Annotated in this window: 18 protein-coding genes; all 18 read right to left on the bottom strand. The window is 40.8% G+C overall.

Annotation, left to right across the window (positions count from 1 at the left end):
- Positions 1-9: 9 nt before the first annotated feature.
- Positions 10-4,326: a CusA/CzcA family heavy metal efflux RND transporter gene (locus tag H9Y05_RS14060; protein ID WP_216714647.1), complete on the bottom strand. Its 4,317-nt coding sequence runs from the start codon at positions 4,324-4,326 to the stop codon at positions 10-12.
- 129 nt (positions 4,327-4,455) lie between these two features.
- Entirely contained in the window at positions 4,456-4,782 is a 327-nt protein-coding gene (locus H9Y05_RS14055; RefSeq protein WP_163491033.1) for a DUF6660 family protein, read from the bottom strand.
- A 102-nt stretch (positions 4,783-4,884) separates the two neighbouring features.
- On the bottom strand, positions 4,885-5,493 hold the full coding sequence (locus H9Y05_RS14050; protein ID WP_216714646.1) for a DUF417 family protein: 609 nt from the start codon (positions 5,491-5,493) through the stop codon (positions 4,885-4,887).
- An 80-nt stretch (positions 5,494-5,573) separates the two neighbouring features.
- Entirely contained in the window at positions 5,574-6,395 is an 822-nt protein-coding gene (locus H9Y05_RS14045; RefSeq protein WP_163491035.1) for a helix-turn-helix domain-containing protein, read from the bottom strand.
- Between the two features lie 87 nt (positions 6,396-6,482).
- Positions 6,483-6,911, bottom strand: coding sequence for an arsenate reductase ArsC (locus H9Y05_RS14040; protein WP_216714645.1), 429 nt, complete (start codon positions 6,909-6,911; stop codon positions 6,483-6,485).
- 141 nt (positions 6,912-7,052) lie between these two features.
- Entirely contained in the window at positions 7,053-7,508 is a 456-nt protein-coding gene (locus H9Y05_RS14035; RefSeq protein ID WP_163491037.1) for a DUF6428 family protein, read from the bottom strand.
- Between the two features lie 17 nt (positions 7,509-7,525).
- Complete coding sequence (locus H9Y05_RS14030) at positions 7,526-7,858, bottom strand: ArsR/SmtB family transcription factor (protein ID WP_216714644.1); 333 nt, start codon at positions 7,856-7,858, stop codon at positions 7,526-7,528.
- Positions 7,859-7,936: 78 nt separating this feature from the next.
- On the bottom strand, positions 7,937-8,695 hold the full coding sequence (locus tag H9Y05_RS14025) for a HEAT repeat domain-containing protein (protein WP_163491369.1): 759 nt from the start codon (positions 8,693-8,695) through the stop codon (positions 7,937-7,939).
- A 40-nt stretch (positions 8,696-8,735) separates the two neighbouring features.
- Entirely contained in the window at positions 8,736-10,370 is a 1,635-nt protein-coding gene (locus H9Y05_RS14020; RefSeq protein ID WP_216714643.1) for a WG repeat-containing protein, read from the bottom strand.
- A 178-nt stretch (positions 10,371-10,548) separates the two neighbouring features.
- Complete coding sequence (locus H9Y05_RS14015) at positions 10,549-11,295, bottom strand: LytR/AlgR family response regulator transcription factor (protein ID WP_216714642.1); 747 nt, start codon at positions 11,293-11,295, stop codon at positions 10,549-10,551.
- Positions 11,292-13,061 (bottom strand): tetratricopeptide repeat-containing sensor histidine kinase, encoded by a 1,770-nt coding sequence (locus H9Y05_RS14010; protein ID WP_216714641.1) that lies wholly within the window; start codon positions 13,059-13,061, stop codon positions 11,292-11,294. The genes H9Y05_RS14015 and H9Y05_RS14010 overlap by 4 nt, the downstream gene beginning before the upstream one ends.
- 132 nt (positions 13,062-13,193) lie before the next feature.
- Positions 13,194-15,650 (bottom strand): T9SS type A sorting domain-containing protein, encoded by a 2,457-nt coding sequence (locus tag H9Y05_RS14005; RefSeq protein WP_216714640.1) that lies wholly within the window; start codon positions 15,648-15,650, stop codon positions 13,194-13,196.
- Positions 15,651-15,898: 248 nt separating this feature from the next.
- Positions 15,899-16,567 (bottom strand): hypothetical protein, encoded by a 669-nt coding sequence (locus H9Y05_RS14000; protein WP_216714639.1) that lies wholly within the window; start codon positions 16,565-16,567, stop codon positions 15,899-15,901.
- A gap of 139 nt (positions 16,568-16,706) precedes the next feature.
- The gene (locus H9Y05_RS13995) at positions 16,707-17,402 is read right to left on the bottom strand and encodes a T9SS type A sorting domain-containing protein (protein ID WP_163491044.1); all 696 of its coding nucleotides are present in this window, start codon (positions 17,400-17,402) and stop codon (positions 16,707-16,709) included.
- A 132-nt stretch (positions 17,403-17,534) separates the two neighbouring features.
- A complete protein-coding gene (locus H9Y05_RS13990; protein ID WP_163491045.1) occupies positions 17,535-18,008 on the bottom strand; it encodes a DUF1572 domain-containing protein in 474 nt (157 codons plus the stop codon).
- Between the two features lie 164 nt (positions 18,009-18,172).
- The gene (locus H9Y05_RS13985; RefSeq protein WP_216714638.1) at positions 18,173-18,541 is read right to left on the bottom strand and encodes a hypothetical protein; all 369 of its coding nucleotides are present in this window, start codon (positions 18,539-18,541) and stop codon (positions 18,173-18,175) included.
- 257 nt (positions 18,542-18,798) lie between these two features.
- A complete protein-coding gene (locus tag H9Y05_RS13980; protein ID WP_216714637.1) occupies positions 18,799-19,635 on the bottom strand; it encodes a hypothetical protein in 837 nt (278 codons plus the stop codon).
- Between the two features lie 175 nt (positions 19,636-19,810).
- Positions 19,811-21,813 (bottom strand): T9SS type B sorting domain-containing protein (locus H9Y05_RS13975; protein ID WP_216714636.1); only part of this gene is annotated, 2,003 nt, incomplete at its 5' end.

Genomic DNA, 21,813 nt, shown 5'->3' with positions numbered 1-21,813 from the left:
AACTTTATATTATTTATTATTGATGTAGTTTAATTGAATGGCTGATTGATTGTATTGATTGAGTACATCCAGGTAATTCTGACGAATGCCGATTGCCTGGGAGAGAAACTGGCTCAATTCCGCGAAGCTGATCTCACCGGTATTGTAACCGATTGTTGCCGCCTTGATGATCGCGTCCGCTTGTTTTAAACCGATTGTTTCATAGAATTGAAGCAATGAATGACTCTTCTCGATTTCGGAAAGAATCGTTGCCCGTTGGGTTTGAAACAATTGCGACTGATATAAAAAAGTTTCTTCCTGCACTTCTTTCTCAGCATTTGCAACCCGCACATTATTCCGATAAGCACCTATTCCGAGCAAGGGAAAAGAAGCTGTAACGGAAAACCCGGTAAACGGATCTTTTGCTCCCCACATACGTTGTGTAAAGAACCTACCGGACAGCTCCGGCATGGCATTGTTGCGCTGAATTGCAATCTTGAATGCGGCAATGGCTACATTTTGTTGTTGAAGATCGAGAACCGGATGACTTTCCTGGTCAATGGAGAGTGTGACATCTATTTTTGCCAGTGACTCCGCAACGGGTAATAACCATTCATTTTTGTTCAGTAACATCATCAGTTGTTGCTGTTGAATCACCACGTCTTTCTTGTTCTGCTCAATGAATGCCTGCAATTCACGAAGTTTGGCTTCTGCTGAGATTTGGTCGAGTGCTGCGACTTCTCCCGTTTTCACCCGAAGTTCAGAAGCACTTGCAAGTTCGGAATAGACGCTGTCGAGCTTTTGGTAGAGCGCTTGTTTTTCCAACAGGTACCACAGTTGATAATACGCTGTTCGGACATCTCTTTTGACAATGGTATTCAATACTTCCGTGTTGAGTTCCGCATATTTGAGTTGCTGCATGAAATATGCTTTTCGTGCGGTATACAGTCCCGGCCAGGCAAAACTTTGTGAGATACCGATTTTCAAAATTCCGATATTATCTGATGGACGAATATCCTCATTTTCATAAAAGACTCCTGTTTTTGGGAGTTCAATCGCTGTTTTCACACCGAATCCCGCACTTCGGATCTCTGCTTCATTGATCTTGAATTGCCGGTTGTGTTGTAAAGCGGTATCAATTGCTGCTTCAATTGTGATCTGCTGCTGACCGTGGACACTTCCCAATACAGAAGTACAAAACAAGAGAAGAATTGTTGTGCTTTTCATCTTAAAATGAGTTGGTAATTGAATGGTTGAATTGAAAATGATATAGAGTAGGGGCAATACAAATAAGGTAAGGAATGTTGCTGTCGTTAAACCTCCGATGACCACTGTTGCCAATGGTTTTTGTACCTCTGCTCCGGCACTTGTACTAATGGCCATCGGCAAAAATCCCAGAGAAGCAACGGTTGCAGTCATCAGAACAGGTCGCAAACGAATACGCGTTCCTTCTTTTACCCGTTGTATTACATTACTCATTCCTTCTTTTTCGAGTTGGTTGAATGTTCCGATCAGTACAATTCCGTTCAACACGGCAACCCCAAACAATGCGATGAATCCGATTCCGGCACTGATACTAAAGGGCATTCCCCTCATTAGCAACGCCAGTATTCCTCCGATGGCACTCATCGGAATGGCAGTGAAGATCAACCCTGCCTGTTTGAAGGAGTGAAAGGTAAAGTACAGAAGCATGAAGATGAGTAACAGGGAGACGGGCACAGCAATCATCAGACGGTCGCTTGCTTTCCGGAGGTTCTCAAATTGTCCGCCATAGGTGAAGTAATACCCGGAGGGCAACTGAACTTGCTCGTCCAATTGCTGCTGAATGTCTTCAACCACGCTCTGTACATCTCTTCCCGAGACATTGAACCCGATCACAATACGTCGTTTTCCGGCTTCCCGGCTGATTTGGGCAGGCCCCAGTTTGTAATGAATGGTTGCTACCTGTGACAAAGGAATCTGAAGGCCGGTATTGGTTGGAATCATCAGGTTGTTTACATCTTCGATACTACTTCTGTGGGTGCTGTCCAATCGTACAACGAGGTCGAATCGCCGTTCATTTTCGTAGACTTGTCCCGTACTTTTTCCTGCAAATGCGGTACTGACTACATCATTGACATCCTGAATGGTGAGTCCGTAATTGGCAATGCGCGTACGGTCGTATCCGATGTTGATTTGCGGTAATCCGCTGACCCGTTCAACCTGCGGAGCAGTTGTTCCCTGAACGGATTGAATAACGTTACTTACTTTGTTGGCGTAAGCAGCAAGGGTATCGATGTTTTCTCCGAATATTTTAACAGCTACATCTTGTCGGATTCCGGTCATCAGTTCATTGAAGCGCATTTGGATCGGTTGGTTTTTCTCAAAGAACACTCCCGGAATGACTTCCAGTTTTTCCATCATCGCATCTGCCAGTTCGTTGTAACTTTTTCCGGATTTCCATTCCCGTTCGGGTTTCAGTACTATCATTAAATCGGTTGCTTCAGGAGGCATCGGGTCTGTCGGAACTTCCGCAGCTCCCGTTTTACCAACCACCATCTTTACTTCGTCAAATTCCTTGATAATGCGGGAGGCCTGCATGGACGTTTCGATACTTTGATTCAGTGAACTTCCCTGGGGAAGAATGCAGTGAAACGCAAAATCACCTTCCTGCAACTGTGGAATAAATTCACCTCCCATGCGGGTAAAAAGAAAAATACAGAGTGCAAATACAGCCACCGTTGTTCCTACAATAAAACGCTTGAAGCGAATGGCTTTTTCTAACAACGGTTCGTAGATTTGCTGCAATTTTTCCATCAACTGATCACTGAACGTTTTCTTTCTGCTGAGTTGTTTCGGTAGAAACAGAGCGCACATCATCGGAATGTAAGTCAGCGAAAGGATCAATGCGCCAAGGATAGCAAATCCGACAGTTTTTGCCATTGGGGTAAACATTTTTCCCTCCACTCCGACCAATGTGAGGATCGGGATGTAGACAATTAGGATGATAATTTCTCCAAATGCGGCGCTGGTACGGATTTTAGAGGCTGATAAAAACACCTCCTGATCCATTTCCTGTTGCGTTAGCCTGTTCATTGACTTTCGGAGTCCGAGATGGTGCAACGTTGCTTCCACAACAATGACCGCTCCATCGACAATTAAGCCGAAGTCAATTGCCCCCAAACTCATCAGGTTGGCACTAACTCCGAATACATGCATCATTCCCAATGCAAAGAGCAATGAGAGTGGAATCGCTGATGCGACAATCAATCCGGCACGTAAGTTACCAAGGAAAATGACCAACACGAAAATAACGATCAAGGCTCCTTCGATGAGGTTTTTTTCGACTGTGCTGATTGCTCTTCCAACCAATTCGGTTCGATCCAGGTAAGGTTCAATGATCACATCATCCGGCAGGGAGTTCTGAATGGTCGGTAATTTTTCTTTGATTCGTTTAACAACCTCGTTGCTGTTTTCTCCCTTCAGCATCATCACAACTCCTCCAACAGCATCTACTTTCCCATTGTAGGTTAATGCGCCGTAACGCACTGCGTGCCCGAATCGTACTTCTGCTACATCTTTAATGTAGACGGGAACTGTACCTGTGGTTTTGACTGCAATGTTCTTTACATCTTCTAATGATGTCACTAATCCGATTCCACGGATGAAGTATGCATTGGGTTTTTTATCAATGTAGGCTCCTCCTGTGTTTTGGTTGTTTTTTTCCAATGCCGTAAACAGTTCCGGAATACTAACTCCCATTGCTCGTAAGCGATCTGGATTTACAGCTACTTCGTATTGCTTTAACTCCCCGCCAAAACTGTTTACTTCAGCTATTCCCGGAGTTCCGTATAGCTGGCGCGCCACAATCCAGTCCTGCATGGTTCGTAGGTCTTTGGCATTGTATTTCTGTTCACTGCCTTTTTTCGGGTGAATGATGTATTGGTACACTTCTCCCAATCCGGTGCTGACCGGAGCCATTTCAGGAGAACCGATTCCCGCGGGGATTTTGTCTACCGCTTCCTGCAACCGCTCATTGATCAGTTGCCGGGCAAAATAAATATCAACGTCTTCTTCAAATACAACGGTGATGACAGATAACCCAAAGCGGGAAATACTACGGATTTCTTCAATTTTTGGTACAGTTGCGATACTTTGTTCAATCGGAAAAGTAACCAACTGTTCCACTTCCTGTCCTGCAAGTGTGGGGCAGGTTGTAAAAATTTGTACCTGGTTGTTGGTGATATCAGGTACGGCATCGATGGGAAGTTTGGTAGCACTCCAGACACCCCAGATGATGAGTATCAAGGTCATAATCCCGATAAAGAGTTTATTCCTGATACTAAAATGAATGATTTTGTCTAACATTGATTTTAGAATTAATACGGTATACGAATGATTGATCTACCCCGGAATAACAAGGGCAGGAAATACACCTGACGTTTCAGCAAACATCAACAGGATGCCGCTATAAGCCGCGTATTTCTACGAAGGATATCACGCATTAATTTGAGGTGGTTGCCAGATTTCTCCGAAATAATTGGAGTGAAAGGAGACGGCGTTGATTTTAATTTTTTCTGAAGAGAATTCCTGAACTGCGGTAATTTCAACAGGTATTAACCGGTATTCTACAATGTTCATCTGAATGCCACAACACGTACAACAGCAAAAAGGGGTACAGGTGTCATCGGAGTCGTGGTCATGATTGTGTTCTGTATCTGTTCCCAGTTCTGTATCGTTTTCACACTGATTTTCGACGTCATTACACGGAATGACTGCCAGTACGGTGATGTAAAACGCAAATATTGTTAAGAACCATCTCATTAGGATACAAAAGTATGAAAAAAAAGATGCAATGGTATTGCAAAAATTGTATGAAATGGAAGGGATTGAAATCTGTTCGTTTGTTTATTTGAATGGAGTTGATCAGGTACGTCTTAATTTGATCCGGGTTGCGCATTCGGAGGCAGATATAAGTCCACCTGCCAACATGATGATGTCTTTCAGAACGAGCCTTCCGGCACCTGATAAATAAGGGAAACCATGCTGAGGGGTAGGGGAATCACCGCCTAAATCCGGAACATATACTTCTGGTGTTGTGATTAAAAAAGAAAGGGTAACTATTGCCATTCCGAATGTTAATACACCTCCCCAGAACCCGATTTTTGGGAACCATATCCCCAATAAAACCAACATTCCGATCGAAATGATTACGCCTCCCAATCCATACGAGAAACGGTATGTTCCGTTTGTTGTGTGCCAGTCGATATTTTTTTGAACGACTTTCCCTTCCGGGTTTTTATAACGTGTGTATTCTGCTACCAGCTTTCCTTCTTCATTCTTTGTGAGCGTGTTGGAATGGTTGTAGAAGAAACTCATAAAAGGGCTGTTTGCCACAAAGGGTACGATTCCGTCAGCTTCATACGGAGCTGCTTTTAAGCCTCCAATCCAAGTCATTACAATAAAAATAGCAATTCTCATTAAGTTAATGAAGGTTCCCTGTACGTCAGCAAACAAGTTAAAAATATGTTCCATTTCAGTTCTTATTTTAAGTAGCTGTAAAACTACAAGAGACAGATGAGTAATAAAATGGACAAATAAGTTGATTACATAGATTATTTCGCTGCGATTGATATTCCTACTTTTTCACGAAATACTTTTGGAGATACCCCGACTTCTTTTTTAAAGTAGCGACTAAAATAAAATTCATCATTAAATCCCAGTTCGTGGGCGATTTCTTTTATGCTTTTATAGGTGAGGTGGAGTAACCTTTTTGCTTCTAAGGTCAAACGTTCGCGGATTAATTTTGAAGGCGTTTTTCCATATTGTTTTTTTACTTTTTTACTGAAGGCATTTACGGATAAGTTCAATTTTTCAGCGTAAAAAGCAACGGATTTCATTTCAATAAAATGTTCATCCAACAATGCTTTAAAATGTAGAATGGTTGTTTTTTTTACGGGTATGATTTGATGCTGTTTATTTGCAATTTGTTTTTCTTTACTACACAGGGCTAAGATCAGCTGCAGGTAGGACCGGATAATGGAAACATCGTAATTCATTGCAGATGGCAGCCTGTTCATCTTTAGAAAAAGCTGAATCACTTCATTAAAAAAATCTTCAGAAACAGAAATAAAGGGGGACTCATAGACATTATTGAATAATATACCATTGCATGCAACTTCCTCTTTGTGGTATTCAATGCAGTAAAAGTCTCCGTGAAACTGTAAAACATATACCTCATTACATGCATCGGAATCCCATTTTAAAAGTTGATAAGGGGAGAGGAAGAGGATTGTTTTACCATCACATTTATAACTGTTAAAATCCAGTGAAAATGAGAAGTAACCATCTAATAAAATGATGAAGTAATATGGTGCATTAATCGGGGAATAAAGAGCAAGGTCATCCCGGCGTTCTATTTTTATGAAAGCGCTCATTGGGGAACGGGTATTACTGATTCTGATATAAAAATAACAAAAGTTTGCCGGAGTCAGATGGACATATCCGGAAAAATAATCAGAACATCACTGATTGCAATTAGTGATCCATTGTTGTATAAATTGCTGTACATACTCCTTGATGAGCTCCCGTACATGTTCAAATGTTGCCGTTATTTCCTCCGGAGAACCAACTGCCTGAGCGGGATCCGGGAAATTTTGATGAAATTTTAGGGCATTCCCCGGGAAGTAAGGACATTGCTCTTTTGCATTGTCACACACTGTAATAACAACGTCAAAAGGGATTCCGACGTATTCATCGATATGATTTGACGTGTGTCCGGAGATGTCTATGCCGTCAGCTTTCATGGTCGCAATGGCGAGAGGATTTACGCCGTGTACTTCGACTCCTGCACTATAGACATTGACATGATTGCCGGCAAAATGTTGCAGATAACCTTGAGCTATCTGACTTCGACAACTGTTTCCGGTACATAAGACCAATATATTTTTCATGATTTCCTTTTTAAACAAATAACCAGATGAGGTTAATGATACAAAACTTCGGATCGAATCCGAACAAGAGTTGGAGTACTACAACAGCGGTTGTTATAATCAATGGTTTTCTGTATTTAATAATGGATGTTTTCATCGTGACTAACAACATCCTCCACCTGGCGTGCACCCGGTCGTTTTTTCGGTTTGATTATCCGTTTTTAAAGGAATACCACACGCATCTTCCGCCAGACAAGCCGTTGTTTTTGGGGTCAATACAAAATGTTTTCCGTTGAATTCCAATCCATATTTACAGATGGTTTCTCCCTGGTACTCTACCTCAATTTCGTTATCCGTGATTCCTAATTTCTCTTCCGAGAGCTGTATGATTCGCAATAATTTTCGTGGTTTTAACCGGTGTTCAAAATCATTTGCATTCCATAGTTGAAAATTGACGACTGTTTCTTTTCGTATGACTCCGCCACAGTCAATAAAGTGTTTTTGGATGTTTCCGACTTCCGTTACATGGAAATGTTCGGGAACAAATGATCCATCCGGAGTTTGAAACGCTACACTTTCCAATGCAGGTAAGATGGTTTTGATTTCTGAAAGTTTCATATGACTTATCTTTTAAATTAACAACATTGATCTGTTTTATGATCCAGTTTGGATGAAATGTCTGAGACGTATGCCTGAATACGGGCAATTTTTGATTGATCAACACAATAACAAATAGCAGTTCCCTCCACGTTTCCTTTGATTAATCCTGCGTTTTTTAATTCTCTCAAATGTTGAGAAACGGTTGGTTGTGCGAGTGTTAATTCATTAACAATATCACCACAGATACAAGTATCTACTTTTACCAGGTATTCCAGGATGGCGATACGTGCAGGGTGTGCTATTGCTTTTAACAGAGCTGCTATTTCGTTTTGCTCTGTGCTGAATAAATCTGTTTTTGTGCTTCCCATTTCATCTATCGTTATATTGCAATATTACGATAAATAATGTTATTCTAAAATAAAATGCAAAAAATAATTGCTTGTTATTTATTGACAATGTTCTTCAATGTATTGTCGCGCCTGATCTTGTGTCAATGCAGAAAAGTTGCGGTAGCGATGGTGTACGTCTATGATTTCTTCTAAAGCATCAGTAACCAATGCTTTATTTTCCCAGGTATTCAGATGTGTAATAACTGTTTGAAGGCATCCCTTTTTATAAGCGATCTGCCCGATTACATGAACCAGTGTATTGCGCACCCGTGCGGTTGTGTCGTATTGTAATTCTTTCAGTAACGGTAAAATATCTTCCGGATGTGTTCTTCCGCGGAGTTCAATCCCATGGCAAATTTCCCGCCGGATTTCTTTGTTCTCGTGATGCAGGTACTTTTTTGCCCAGTTCAGTACAGGTTCCGGGTTCACTTCTCCCATTTTTTTGACGGAACCGATGACAGCATTCCTGGGAGAGTGATGGTGGTCGAACAATCCGTTGCTAAAAAAAGATTCAACAATTTCAAAATCCTGTTTCCCGATTTCACCGGCAGCATTGATTGCGGTTTGCCTGACTTTGAAATTATCATGCTCAGCCAGTTGCTTTAAACAGGCAATGATGGCAGGTCGTAACTCAACCTTTTCAATGTACAGTTTCCCGATTGACAGGTATGCAGATTTTCGGATATAGGTATCTTCATCGGAGCAATAATGAATGATTTCATCCATCCCGGAATGGATTAAATCCCGAAGAATTTCCTCTTTGATCCTGCAAACTAAGTTTGCCCGTTCCTGTTTGTTTAAATCGTAGAATCCCATTGTTTTTATCATTAGTTTCTCATTTCGCTCCATCATCAGGTTAACGGTTCCCTGATTTTGCCCGATTTGCAGTAGACCACGGCATGATTTTGTACAGCTGGTCCAGGTCTGTTTGTCGAATTGTAATTGATACTTCAGTGCTTACTTCCGGAGCTATGTATGCTTTTTGTTCGGCGGAAATATGGCTGAATAAAATCGCAACTTCTTGTTTTGAATAAAATTGATCAATCAGCATACCTTTGTAATTTACAAATAAAATTTCTTTTCCTTTGTGGATTTCATACACACCGGTAGAATTGTTGTACAGACCGCCCCGGTAATTTTTTAAGCGGTTGAGATCGGTTGATTCGCAACTATCACAGGAATAAAGAACTTCTCCGGAAGTATTTTTGAGTTCAAGTAGCGTTCCGTTCATTGAAATCGTGTTATTGGTCAATGGATCAAAATATGTGTGTATAGGGCGGTATGGATACAATTGATTTCCAGCAGGATTAATGTGTGTGTATTCGGACGTACCGGTCTGCTTGTCTTCTCTGACGATGCAGGTCCCCATATCATTCGAATAAGAAAAGTAAGCATACTGTTCGTCAGAACGGGGAATGAACAGAATTTTCTCCAGTTTTGAAGTGTAAAGGGTTTTTCCTTTGGGTTCAACTACCGGAAAATATCCGGAATGTTCGTAACGGGAAAAATCAACTTCAATTCCGTCATTCCCGATGTGACCGTCGTTTTTAATTTGAAGTATGGTAGCACCTGTTGTGTCAATAATTTCTGTATACCTCACACGGCGTTCATTCTCATTAAAGTAATACGTGATTTGTGTGAAGCCGTTGGCATTGAAATTATCACGTGCAACAATTTCTCCCGGACGATCTCTGAAATGGATGATTTCCTTTCCGGTTTTATCGATGTAGATAACAGTGTCTCCTTTTAGTACCAAAGCAAGACCTTTGTGAAATGCCGGCTTGTAATTCCACCATTCAGCAGAAACTTCCATATCTTTCAGATGCTTGGAAGCATAAACGGGAGGGATTGCAAGTTTACCGGTTGCATCCAAAAAACCAATGCCTCCCTGAGTTAAACCATAAACAAGCGGATACATCACAAAAGCTGTCATTCCTTCTGAATGCCCCAGCACAGAAAATGCATAATCGGCACTACTGAACCGAATTAATGTGTCTCCTTTTTTGTTGACGAACGCGTAGTTGTTAGCACTAGCTTGATACTTGTTCAGGTTCACTCTTTTCAGTCCATGTTGAAAAACAGATGGATAAGCAGTTGTAAATTTAGACACTATTTTTCCTGTACGATCTGCCAGGGCATATTTTCCGGTGTTGTCTTCCAGGTAAAACAATCCGTTTCTGAAGGTTGGCGCATGTATATAAATACACGGAATGACTTCTTCTCCAAAGCAGTTTATTGCGCCGTATTTCCCTGATTTAGAAACAATAACGACTCCGTTTTTCCAGTCTAACTGATACGGTTTCCGTGATTCATCTGTGAGATGCCCCAATTGTGTGTATTGAGGAGAGACCATCCATTCACCTGAGGCGTTGATTATACCAAACTTACCATCTTGCTTTTTGACGCTCAGAATAGAAGTGGCAACGGTATCAAATGAAAGAGAAGAATTACCGGAATGAACAAATTCACTAATGGATAGCTGTCCAAACATCCCGAAAGAGATTAGAAAGATACCCGTTAGGAGGTTGCATTTCAGAATGAATGGCTTCATAAATGGATAATTGATGTCAAAGATTCAAAGATAAAGATAAAGTGAATCGATCCTGTTTGCAGTGATTATTTTTCAATTAACCAATGTCGTTCTATACATGGATTTCAGAAATTTTGTCTCACAAAAATTTTGAAATCAATCCCTGTTTCCTGTTCCGGCTTATTTTGTGGACCGCTCCATCTGAAAGCTCTACATAGCCGTCATTTGCTTTTTTGTAGGCCTTGACGTGTCTCAGGCTGACGATGGTACTTTGATGAATCCGGTAAAAACCATATTCTTCCAGCAGATTTTCATATTCCCCCAGGTTTTTACTTGTTGTAACTTTTGTGCCGTCATCCATGGTAAAGTGGGTGTAATTCCGGTCTCCTTCCAGTTTGACGATTGATGGAATTTCCACGACATCAAACCCGTTCATATTGGGAATAACCAACTTCTGCACTTCTCCTCTTGTGCCGTAATTCTCAATCAGCACTTTGATGCGTTTTTCATTCCCGTGACGTCCTTTTTTCAGGCCTTCCAGTTTTTCAATGGATGCTTCCAGTTCTTTCAGTTTGATGGGTTTGAGTAGGTATCCGAACGCACTGAATTTGAAAGCGTCTACGGCATATTGGTCGTATGCGGTAATGAAAATAATGTCTGGTGTTTCCTTGCCCATTTTTGTCAACAAATCGAATCCTGTTCCTGTTTTCATACGGATATCGAGGAACACCAGTTCCGGTTTTTTAGTTGTGATTAGTTCAAAACCGGTATCAACATCATCTGCTTCACCCAGCAACTGGATTTTATGGCTTAGTTTTTTCTCAATCATGTTGCGGAGTAAAAACCGCGCATCTCTTTCATCGTCAATTATAACTGCTTTTATCATGTTGTATAGCAAATGGTTAATGTAATACAGGTTCCTCCTGTGGCACGTTCTTCTATTGATACGTTGTGGTTACCTCCAAGCCGTTCAGCAGTAATTTGCATGCCTTTTGATTCGTTTCCTGTTGACAACTTCAGCTGTTTTCCTGAATAAAATCCAACTCCGTTATCAATTACCTGGCAGATTAGTTTTCCCGGCTCCGGCTTTTGTATGTTCAATGTAATCAGACCTTTTTCTTTTTTTGAAATGATACCATGCCAGATGGCATTTTCCAGGTAAGGTTGAAAAATCAGCGGTGGTATTTTGATCTGTTGGAGATCGATATCATCAGCAACCTCGCAGACATATTCGAAGGAATGGTCCGTGCGTACCATTTCGAGATCCATGTACAATTGAATGACATTCAGTTCTTCTTTCAACCGGACATGATCTTTCCCGCTGTTTTCGAGAATTTTTCGTAATAAACGTGAGAAATCGGCCATGTAATCATTCGCTGTATCTTCATCACCTTCAATGTACATGCGTTGTATACTGTTCAGACTGTTGAACAGGAAGTGAGGATTCATTTGTGCACGAAGCGCCTTTTGTTCGAGCTCTGATTGTTTTCGTTCTTGTCGTTCCTTTACCTGCCTCATATAAAAGAATACAACCAGTAGAATGAGCAGGAGGGCAATAACAGATACGATTAATAAGCCATAGCGCAACCTTGATTTTTCTTTGAGTTGATCGTTTGTTTCCTTTAGTTTTAGAATTTCGTTCTTTCGTTCTTCGGCCTGGTATTTTTCCTGCAGTTCATTTACTGTCTTCAGTGCATATTCATTGACCACACTGTCTTTGTAGATGGAGTGATTTTCTTCTGCGATCAGTGCATTTTCCAAATCTCCTTTGTCTTTGTAGTAGGCTTTCAACCCGGCATATGCCTGCTTGATATCTTCATTGGACCGGATTTCTTTTGCCAGTTCAAGGCTGGCATTCAGAAGCTCAAAGGCTTTGTCCAATTCACCCAGCTTGCGATGGGCTGATGCAAGGTTGTGTAGAATTCCGGCAATTATTTTCCGATGATCTCCATCGAATGATTTGTACAACTCAAGTACATGGCTGTATCCTTTTACAGCATCGCTGTAATTTTCTTTTTTAAATTGAACCGCAGCTATTCCGTTCAGACAGGCAGCTTCAATGTATACCTCTTTCGTCGTCTGTGCCAGTTGTTCTCCCTTTTCAAAATAAATCAGTGCCTGCTTCAGATCTCCTTCCATGAATACGACGGATGCCAGGCTCAGGTAGCTGTTTGCCAACCCCTTTTTTGGGTCCATTTTTTCTTTCAGCTCAATGGCGAATTCCAGGTTCTTACGTGCCTCTTTCAGGTTTCCCTGTTTTACGTATAAAGTCCCGATGTTGCTATAAATAGCGGAAATTTGTCGTTTGTCATTCAATTCGGTGAAAATACGCAATGCTTTCAGATAGAGTTCCATTGATTCAATATACTCACTCTGGTGCAGGTGCAGACCGCCTAATAGATTGTAAGAAAAGCCTTCTCCGCTTTTATTGCCGGTTTTTAATGATAGATTCAGGCATTCGTTAGCATAGTGTTTCGCCAGATCGGCATTTGTTTTAGACAGTGATGCCGCTAATTCCCTTATCAGACGAATTTTTGTTGAATCGGCAGTAGCAGTTTGCAACTGATCGATCAGTAATTTCTCCTTTGCATTCTGAGAAAATCCGGAAGCAGCAATCAACAGTATAAAAAAGGTAAATAAACAGTGCTTCATAAATTGTTCAGGTGTTGAAACCAATATTAGCAGGGGAGAAAACGCGTGCAAAGATAACGAATTAAGGTGTTGCATACATAAAAATCCACCCGAAAACCGGGTGGATTCTGTCATGTAGTAGTTATTTGAAGTTTACTTTTTAATTACATTCACAATTGCTGATTGACCTTCTGTCTGAATGTGAACCAGGTACATTCCCGGTTCACCTTTTAACAGAACACTGATTTCGCGGATGGCATCAAAGGATTCCGTTCCCACTAATTGCCCAAGTGTATTGTATATAGTCACATTCGCATGATTGACAACTTCTCCTAAATCAATCGTTACGCTTCCCGAGGTCGGGTTGGGGTAAACGAATAATTCTGTTCCAACGTTGTTTTCGTCAATTCCCATCGTGCTGGAGATGCAATCAGTTGTAACCGTACAAATCCCGTTTGAAATTTCACAGGCATAACTTCCTGCTGTTGTGATGCTGAATGTACGTCCTGTTTCACCCGAAATAACCGTATTCCCGTTTGCACAATCAATCCACTTGTACGTGTATCCCGTACCTGTTGCATCGGCTTGTAAAGTTACGGCGTCTACTTGTGTAATGCCATTTTCGATTGCTGAATTGACAATAACTTGTTGCGTTTGTGTGGATGTATTTCCGTTTCCATCGTTATAAGTCCAGGTAACCACTGTTGTGCCGGAAGTTGTGATCGGAAGAACAGCGTCGTGTGTTCCTGTCACTGTTCCCGTACAATTGTCTGTGGCAGTCGGAGGAGTAAGCGAAGTCACTTCACAATTTGCAGTTACAGGTGAAAGAATAGCGTTATTCGCTACTGGTGCCGTTTGATCATCAATGGTGATGCTTTGTGTCTGTGTGGAAGTATTTCCGTTTCCGTCATTGTACGTCCATGTAATGACAAATGTTCCTTGCTGTGTGATCGGGAAGGTTACGTTTGGCGTTCCGTTGATCGTTCCTGCACAGTTGTCCGTTGCTGTAGGAGGGATCAATGAAGCGATTGAACATGTTGCTGTTACCGGATTCAATGTTGTCACATCAGCAACAGGCGCTGTATTGTCAGCAATGATAACTTGTTGTGTTTGTGTGGCAGTATTTCCGTTTCCATCGTTGTACGTCCATATTACAATCGTTGTTCCCGGTGTTGTGATCGGGAAGGTTACGTTTGGCGTTCCGTTGATCGTCCCCGCACAGTTGTCCGTTGCTGTCGGAGCAGTTAATGTCGCTACCGAACAAGTGGATGCCACATGTTGCAAGGTTGTTATCGCCGGAACCGGAGCCGTATTGTCTGTAATAATTACTTGTTGTGTTTGTGTGGCAGTATTTCCGTTTCCATCGTCGTATGTCCAGGTTACAACTGTTGTTCCTTGCGTTGCAATCGGTAATGTTACATCGTGTGTTGCAGTTACTGTTCCTGCACAGTTGTCTGTTGCAGTAGGAGCTGTAAGTGTTGTTACTTCGCATTGCGCAGTGACCGGGTTCAGTGCCGCCAAAGTCGGTACGGGCGCGGTGTTGTCTTCAATGGTCACTTGTTGTGTTTGTGTGACAGTATTTCCGTTTCCGTCGTCATACGTCCAGGTTACAACTGTTGTTCCTTGTGTTGTAATGGGGAGTGTTATATCGTGTGTTGCAGCTACTGTTCCTGCACAATTGTCTGTTGCAGTAGGTACTGTAAGTGTGGTTACAGAGCATGGATCAGTAATATCCGGCAACATTGTCACAGTTGGAACCGGTGCTGTGTTGTCTGCGATGATTACATTTTGCGTTTGCGTTGCTATATTTCCGTTTCCATCGTTGTATGTCCACGTTACGACTGTCGTTCCCTGTGTTACGATCGGCAATGTTACATTGTGTGTTGCGGTTACTGTTCCGGTGCAATTATCTGTTGCTGTTGGAGCGTTAAGCGACGTTACCGAACATTGTGTTGTTACATCCTGAAGCGTTGGTGTGTCTGCTACGGGAGCCAGGTTATCACCAACCGTTAAATTTAGAGTGACCGTACTGTCACAACCTGCTGCATTGACAAGTGTATGTGTTGCCGTGTTATTGCTCGTTTCGTACGTCAGTCCGTCAATCCAGGTGTATGGTCCGCACGATGTAACCGTATGTGTGCCGGATGTCGGGACACATGAATAGTCAACGGCTGCTCCTATTTGTATACATGGATCGTTAGAGTATGAGCATCCTGTTCCCGGGGAACATCGATCGCGAATATAAAATTCAAATTTGATGGAACCACCACCGTCTATTACCGCTTGATTGAACACATCTTTTGGAATGGTGTAAGTTGTTGTTAAATAGCTACAGTTTCCTACCGGAACATCCGGCTGAACGAAGGTTGTTCCGCTCAATCTGATCCCACCACTATTGGTTGTATAAGGATTACAACCCAGGTAGCTGACAGTTAGTAGTACGTCGTGTGTTGCCAGTTGTACGGAATTAAATACTTTGTTGTAATTGTAGTAGCTTGGTGATCCTGAATTGTAAAGTGAGCACCCGCTATAGGTCAGGTTCTGAATCTGTGCCTGTAGTTGGTTACTGTTCAGTGCAAGTGCGAATAACAGAAGGATAAGTAATTTCATCTTTTTCATACATCATTGTTGTTTTTTGAATATTTTTTAGTGAGCGCGCAAAATTAGGTGTTGCATTATTATTTTCTCACAGGATTGACAACAATTGTACGGATGGTAGCTTTTTACAAAAATGTAGTAGAAAATCGGGATATGTTGGTAGGGGAGCCAGGAATAAATTGTATGGGATTAAAGAATCGTAACTAAAAACGATTGATCAACTTTTTAGTTTTGTTTGTTGTTCAAGAGATATTCATCTATCAGTTTCCGGAATATAAATCCCAAGGGGCATCTTCCAGATTACCTTTTACTTTTCCATGGACGATATCCCAACCTCTTGAATTTACTTCAGAAGGTGCATGTTTCCAAAACATTTTTCTACCTTTTCCATCATCATTCTCTTTTACCATTGCGGTAATAATTTTACCATCTTCTGCAATAGGAATGACAATTCTGTTTCTACATGTGATAGGAAATGAAACAAGACAAGTATTTCCATCCATTTCACTATATGCAGAATACATACTATTTTCAATCACTTTTTGAAGGATATCCTCGACTTTACCTGTCCATCCTCTTCTATAAGCAACTGTACTTAATTCCTTGGAGTGTTTTTTTAAATGGTTTAATCCATATTTTTCATTTCCTTCCAGCAAGTAGATCTCTTTCGCTTCATTTTTAACTCCTGATGGTGCTGCTGTACGAAAAATCTCATCTGTTTCAGCTAATTGCATAATGGTTATAGGCGGATTATTCAGAGAACCATATTTCTGCTTGGAATTATTGTGAATGGTGTTTTGTATTTTTCGTTGAAGGACAGTTTGAGGTCGGTTATCTACAAAACTAAAAGCATATTTGTTGTTACTTTTCTTTGTATCCGTAGAAAAAGTACGATCATTTTTTTTCGTTGTCTCAGCTTGATTATACATATTTTCTTTTCAGTTAGATTACTCCGAACACATTACAATTATACAAAAAAAGCATAAAATTTCACTTTTTTAAACTGAATAAAAAAGAAAAGGAGAGCATGTTTAAATTGCTCTCCCTGGAATTTATAAAACTGTTTATTTATTTGTTAATCATTAGTTTTTTAGTGTTTGTTGTTCCATTTGTTTCTACACGAAGCAAATAAATTCCTGTTGGAAAATCACGTGTATCAATGGTATTGGATTGTTCGTTTGAAATAGCAGTGTAAACCGTTTTACCCATGATATCAGACAGATGTACGGAATCCCCGTTTTGCAAGCCAGAAATAGTTACAACATCAGTTGCAGGGTTGGGGTATAATTTGACGTCTGGTTCATTATCCGGTTGGTTTATACTTAATGAAGCCGGATAATTGAGTGTTCCGATGTAACGAAAGTTATTTGTTTCATTCGATTCTGTAATTTCTTCACCGGAATCAACCCATACTCCCCATTCATAGGTTCCTTGAGGAACTGCTGGCAGCGCATCTGCGATGTATCCGTTCAGATCATAGACAAACGTACAGTTTCCCTGTGGAATGTCCGGACTTTGCACTGTTTTGGTTGCAATGATGTAAATTGTTTCAGTCGTTACATCTTTCAAAATGAGACTCACATCAAAGTCTTGATTTGCATTGTCAGGTCCGTTATTACATGCTGCCATCTGACTGATTCTCAGGTAGCCTCCAGATGTTGGTGCATCCCATGTAATTGCCTGAAGTACAAATAAATCGTAATTTTGAGCCTGAACGGTTAAACCACCAATCAGTGATAGAAATAATAGTAATTGTTTTTTCATTATGTTCAATTGTTTAGTTATTAATGAAACAAAATTACTACCTGAGTTATACTTTTGAAATACGATTTATGCCGTATATTTCAGATTATCAGTGATATTTAGGATACTTCCGGGGGAGGGTGCGACTGCATTTTACGATCGGTTGTTCAGGATTTTTTTTATTAGCACAATCTGACCTAAATGATAATAACTGTGTTCAATCATCGCCTCAATGTTTCTCAGATACGTTCCGTATTTTTCGAGAACAAAATCTTCGTTGAGTTGTTTTTCCGGCATTTGTTCGATCAGTATAGCAAACTCTTCCGAATCAGACCAGAATCTCCCAAGAAAATGTTCCCATTGTTCAGATGAATGGATGTCCGGAAAATCAAAGCTATATGCATCCCTGATCTCTAAGTTCCCACCGAGAAAGACCTGTTTGATTCCATTTATGTAATAATGGATATGCTGAGCCAGAATTGATATGGTATTGAGATTATGCACTTTTTCAGTTGCAATTTCCCAGTCCAGTGTTTCCAACTCGTTTTTAAAGTTTGTATTTGCAATCCAGGTTCCGTTTAAAATGACTTCACGGAATCTGTTTGCAAGGATGATTTGATCGCTCATAACTGTTTGTTAACTGATTAGAAGGATAAAATTAAAAAAACGGGAGTAATGTTGAAAGTGCTGTTTTTTCAAAAGTATTGTTCTGTTTTAATCGTCTTATTTCCAAATCTCCCTGCCTTTTCCTGAAGAGTGTCGTATTACTGTTTTACTTGATCAGGTTGTTTTCATTCATCTTGTTGATCTTTGATCCGTTTAATTCCTACCCGGTAATTAAGAATAATGAGTACGATTGCCAGGATTGCAATACCGATACAAAATGTAAGAAAACCGGGATCAATGCCTGACCCTAATGTTCTGATTGAAATGAACGCGCACATCAGTACGATTGAAGCGGAAATAGTCAATGGTGTGCTGACCTTGTATTCTTTTCTCGAAAAGCGAAAAATTGCCGTGAGAAATAATACCAAACTACTGATTATACCAACAAATAGTACGTATACCAACGTGTCCAAAAACGCTAAACCGTCCAGTTGATCTGCTAATAAACGATTGCCAATGACCAGGGACGTTAATAATAAAGATAGTTTTTTCATCGTTATTCGTGTGAAAACATGTTAAACTTACAGTTTATGATTTGAAGTCGTTGTTTGTCAGCACCCCCCTTATGTAACTCCAAAGATTTGGTTCGTCATTGTCGTCAATGATTTTATTCTATATTTTCATTTTCACTTAATTCTGTATATTAGATGAAGAACATTTCAAGTAGTATATTGAATCACTAAACTAACCGATTTTTTGACATTGAAACCATTTTGCGCAATCTGATGAGTCAGTTCGTTAGAAAAATGAATCATTCATGCAGACCCTTCAATATTTTTTCAAATTCGTATAAAAATGGTTTTTGAAGGCCATGATTCAGATAGGCAAAATAGGAAGCTGTTTTCGGAGAAAAATGATCAGGTAGTTGTTCCCAGTGTGGGGGAGGGGACTTCTGAACTTCTAAAAACTCTCTTAATTCTATACAAGAATTGCGTTTGTCGTCATACAGGAAAATGGACAACTTTACTTGTTTCAACGATGATTTAATGTGGTGCCATTCCCAATAACATTCGTAACGAAGCGGAAATCGAATTTCGTGTTGGTCTTTTGGTCCGGCTATCACAAGTACACCGCTGTTTACCCGCTTAAAGATCGTCAGTTGAGCTTTGTTTTTGAAAAGCTTCCAAATTCCGAAAGGTAACAGGAGTGCAGCAACAACTGAAAATGTCAGAATGGTATTTGCAGTTGAATGAAATTCACCCGTTCCCAAAATGATTAGGGCCAGAACAGTACCAACGATCCCTAAAACGATAAAAATATGATTCACCCAATTATAGCCATGCAAGGGCGAAATGTAGCGTTGGAGGTAGATTGAATTGTTTAAACGTTCCTGCGCAAATGCTGCATCTGAAATCACTTTCCCAAATGTTGAGCGTTGAAACCGGGTGTACAATTCTTCCCTGGAAATGATTTCTTCTTCCTGTTGTGCCTCAACGATGCGATCTGCATGTTCCATCAGATTTCTTTCAGAAAGCACTTGCTCCATGGCTTCTACTGCTTCGGGTTTATACCCGGATCTGTTTTTATACACCTCCAGCAATTTTTCATCTGAATGCGCATTCATGACTTTATAGAATTGGTTTTCCATTGATTTTTGTTAGAAACGGGGTGAATATACAGAAAAAAGAAAGCAGGCGTTTCTCTTTTGTAATAAATGGAACTGGATCCGGTGTGGGATCGGGCGAATATTTTTCATAATTGTTCGGGAAAAACGTTCACATACAGGAACGTTTTTTTTCAGTTTATTCCTGAAACGACCAATGTCATCGGATCAAATTTACATGTCCTGTTTGTTGGAAACGTTTCGAATCTTCTACATTTCGTACTTCAATATTCCATGTATATGTTCCGTCCTGTGCCATTTTTCCATTATATGTCCCGTCCCATCCTATTTCTACATTATGCGACTCAAAAATACATTCTCCCCATCTGTTAAAGATTAACAGGGTGTAATCATAAGGGTCAAATCCTGAATAGAATACAGGCAAAAAGGTGTTGTTAAAATTATCTCCGTCCGGGGTAAAAGTATTTGGAACATAGAAAATCAATGCATCCTTCACCCTGATCGGTTTAGAAATAGAATCGATACAACCAAATTCGGATGTTGCAATTAAAGTGATTGTATATTGTCCTGGTCCGGCATCCGGGAAAGTATGTTGAACATTCTCCTGGAACGAGTTGGGAGAGTTATCGCCAAAGTTCCATTCGTACGAAACAGCCCCGGTAGATAGATTTTCAAAGTAAGCTGTTGATGAGATGAAAGTCACATCTGATGGCGTTGTCGTAAAATCCGCATCAGGTAGCGGATTTGAACAAATGTAGTCACTTAACAGCCAGGTGTTGGTGCAACCGAATGGACTTGTGACTTTAACACTGGCATCAATACAACCAACAAAATCAACTGTAAACGGAGATGGGGAACAAGAATTGTCGGTATATCCATTTGAAAATGTCCAGATTACATTATTACCTGGTTCAGTAATACAATCCAGGATAAGTTCATCTCCAATGCAAACTTCCACGGGAGGAGCAGGACTAAACTCAGGAATTGGATGACCTTCTAAAACAATATTGTCACTGATTTGACATCCGTTCGCATCGTAAATTGTAACAGTATACTCTCCGGGTCCTATGTTTGAAAGAATGGCGCTATTACTTGCAGGATTTTCCCAAGCGATTGTGTAAGTTGGTGTTCCTCCTTCGAAAACTACTTCGATAACTCCATCTTCTTTGTTTTCACAGCTTACAGGTAATCCATAATAATCTGTTAATGTGTTAATATCCGTGAATAAGAATTCAGGGTCACTTAATGTAACAGAAGCTGAAGATTGACAGCCATTCGCATCGATTGTCAGTACGTTATATACTCCGGACGGGATGCCTGAGATTGTAGGTGAATTCCCAATCACCTCATTATCAGAATTCATCCATATATAAGTATAACCAGGAGTTCCACCATTAACACTCAAAGATGCGGAACCATCAGAAGCACCAAAACAACTAATATCTGAACCATTGTAATCTGAAGTTATTTCAGGTTCAGAAGTTAGCTCTTCCGGTTGATTGATAAAAATCTGATTCGAGTGTTGACATCCGTTTGCATCGGTAATTGTCACAGAATAAGTTCCTGCGGTAAGTCCGCTGAGATCTTCTGTTGTCGCCCCATTATTCCATACATAGCTATATCCCGGGGTTCCTCCACCAACAGTCAGATCAATTGCTCCGTCATTGGCTCCGTTACAGCTTACGTTCCATCCTCCCGCGTAGGTAACAGCAGTTGTTGAAGCTGTCAAAACAGGCGGTTCTGTGAGAGTAATGGTTTGTGTGTTTGTACATCCGTTCGCATCGGTTATGTGTACCGAGTATGTTCCTGCTGGAAGACTGTTTATGTCTTCTGTAACTGCTCCGTTGCTCCAGATGTAGCTGTATCCCGGAGTTCCCCCGCTAACAGTCAGATCAATTGCTCCGTCATTGGCTCCGTTACAGCTTACGTTCCATCCTCCCGCGTAGGTATCGGCAGTCGTTGAAGCTGTCAAAACAGGCGGTTCTGTGAGAGTAATGGTTTGTGTGTTTGTACATCCGTTCGCATCGGTAATGTTTACCGAGTATGTTCCTGCTGGAAGACTGTTTATGTCTTCTGTAACTGCTCCGTTGCTCCAGGTGTAGCTGTATCCCGGAGTTGCCCCACCAACAGTCAGATCAATTGCTCCGTCGCTTGCTCCGTTACAGCTTACGTTCCATCCTCCCGCGTAGGTAACAGCAGTTG

Origin of the sequence: Taishania pollutisoli, from assembly GCF_014518315.1 — a bacterium.
Lineage (GTDB): Bacteria > Bacteroidota > Bacteroidia > Flavobacteriales_D > Crocinitomicaceae > Taishania > Taishania pollutisoli.
Note: the sequence above shows the minus strand (reverse complement) of the source record. Positions and strands in the feature narration are given on the sequence as shown.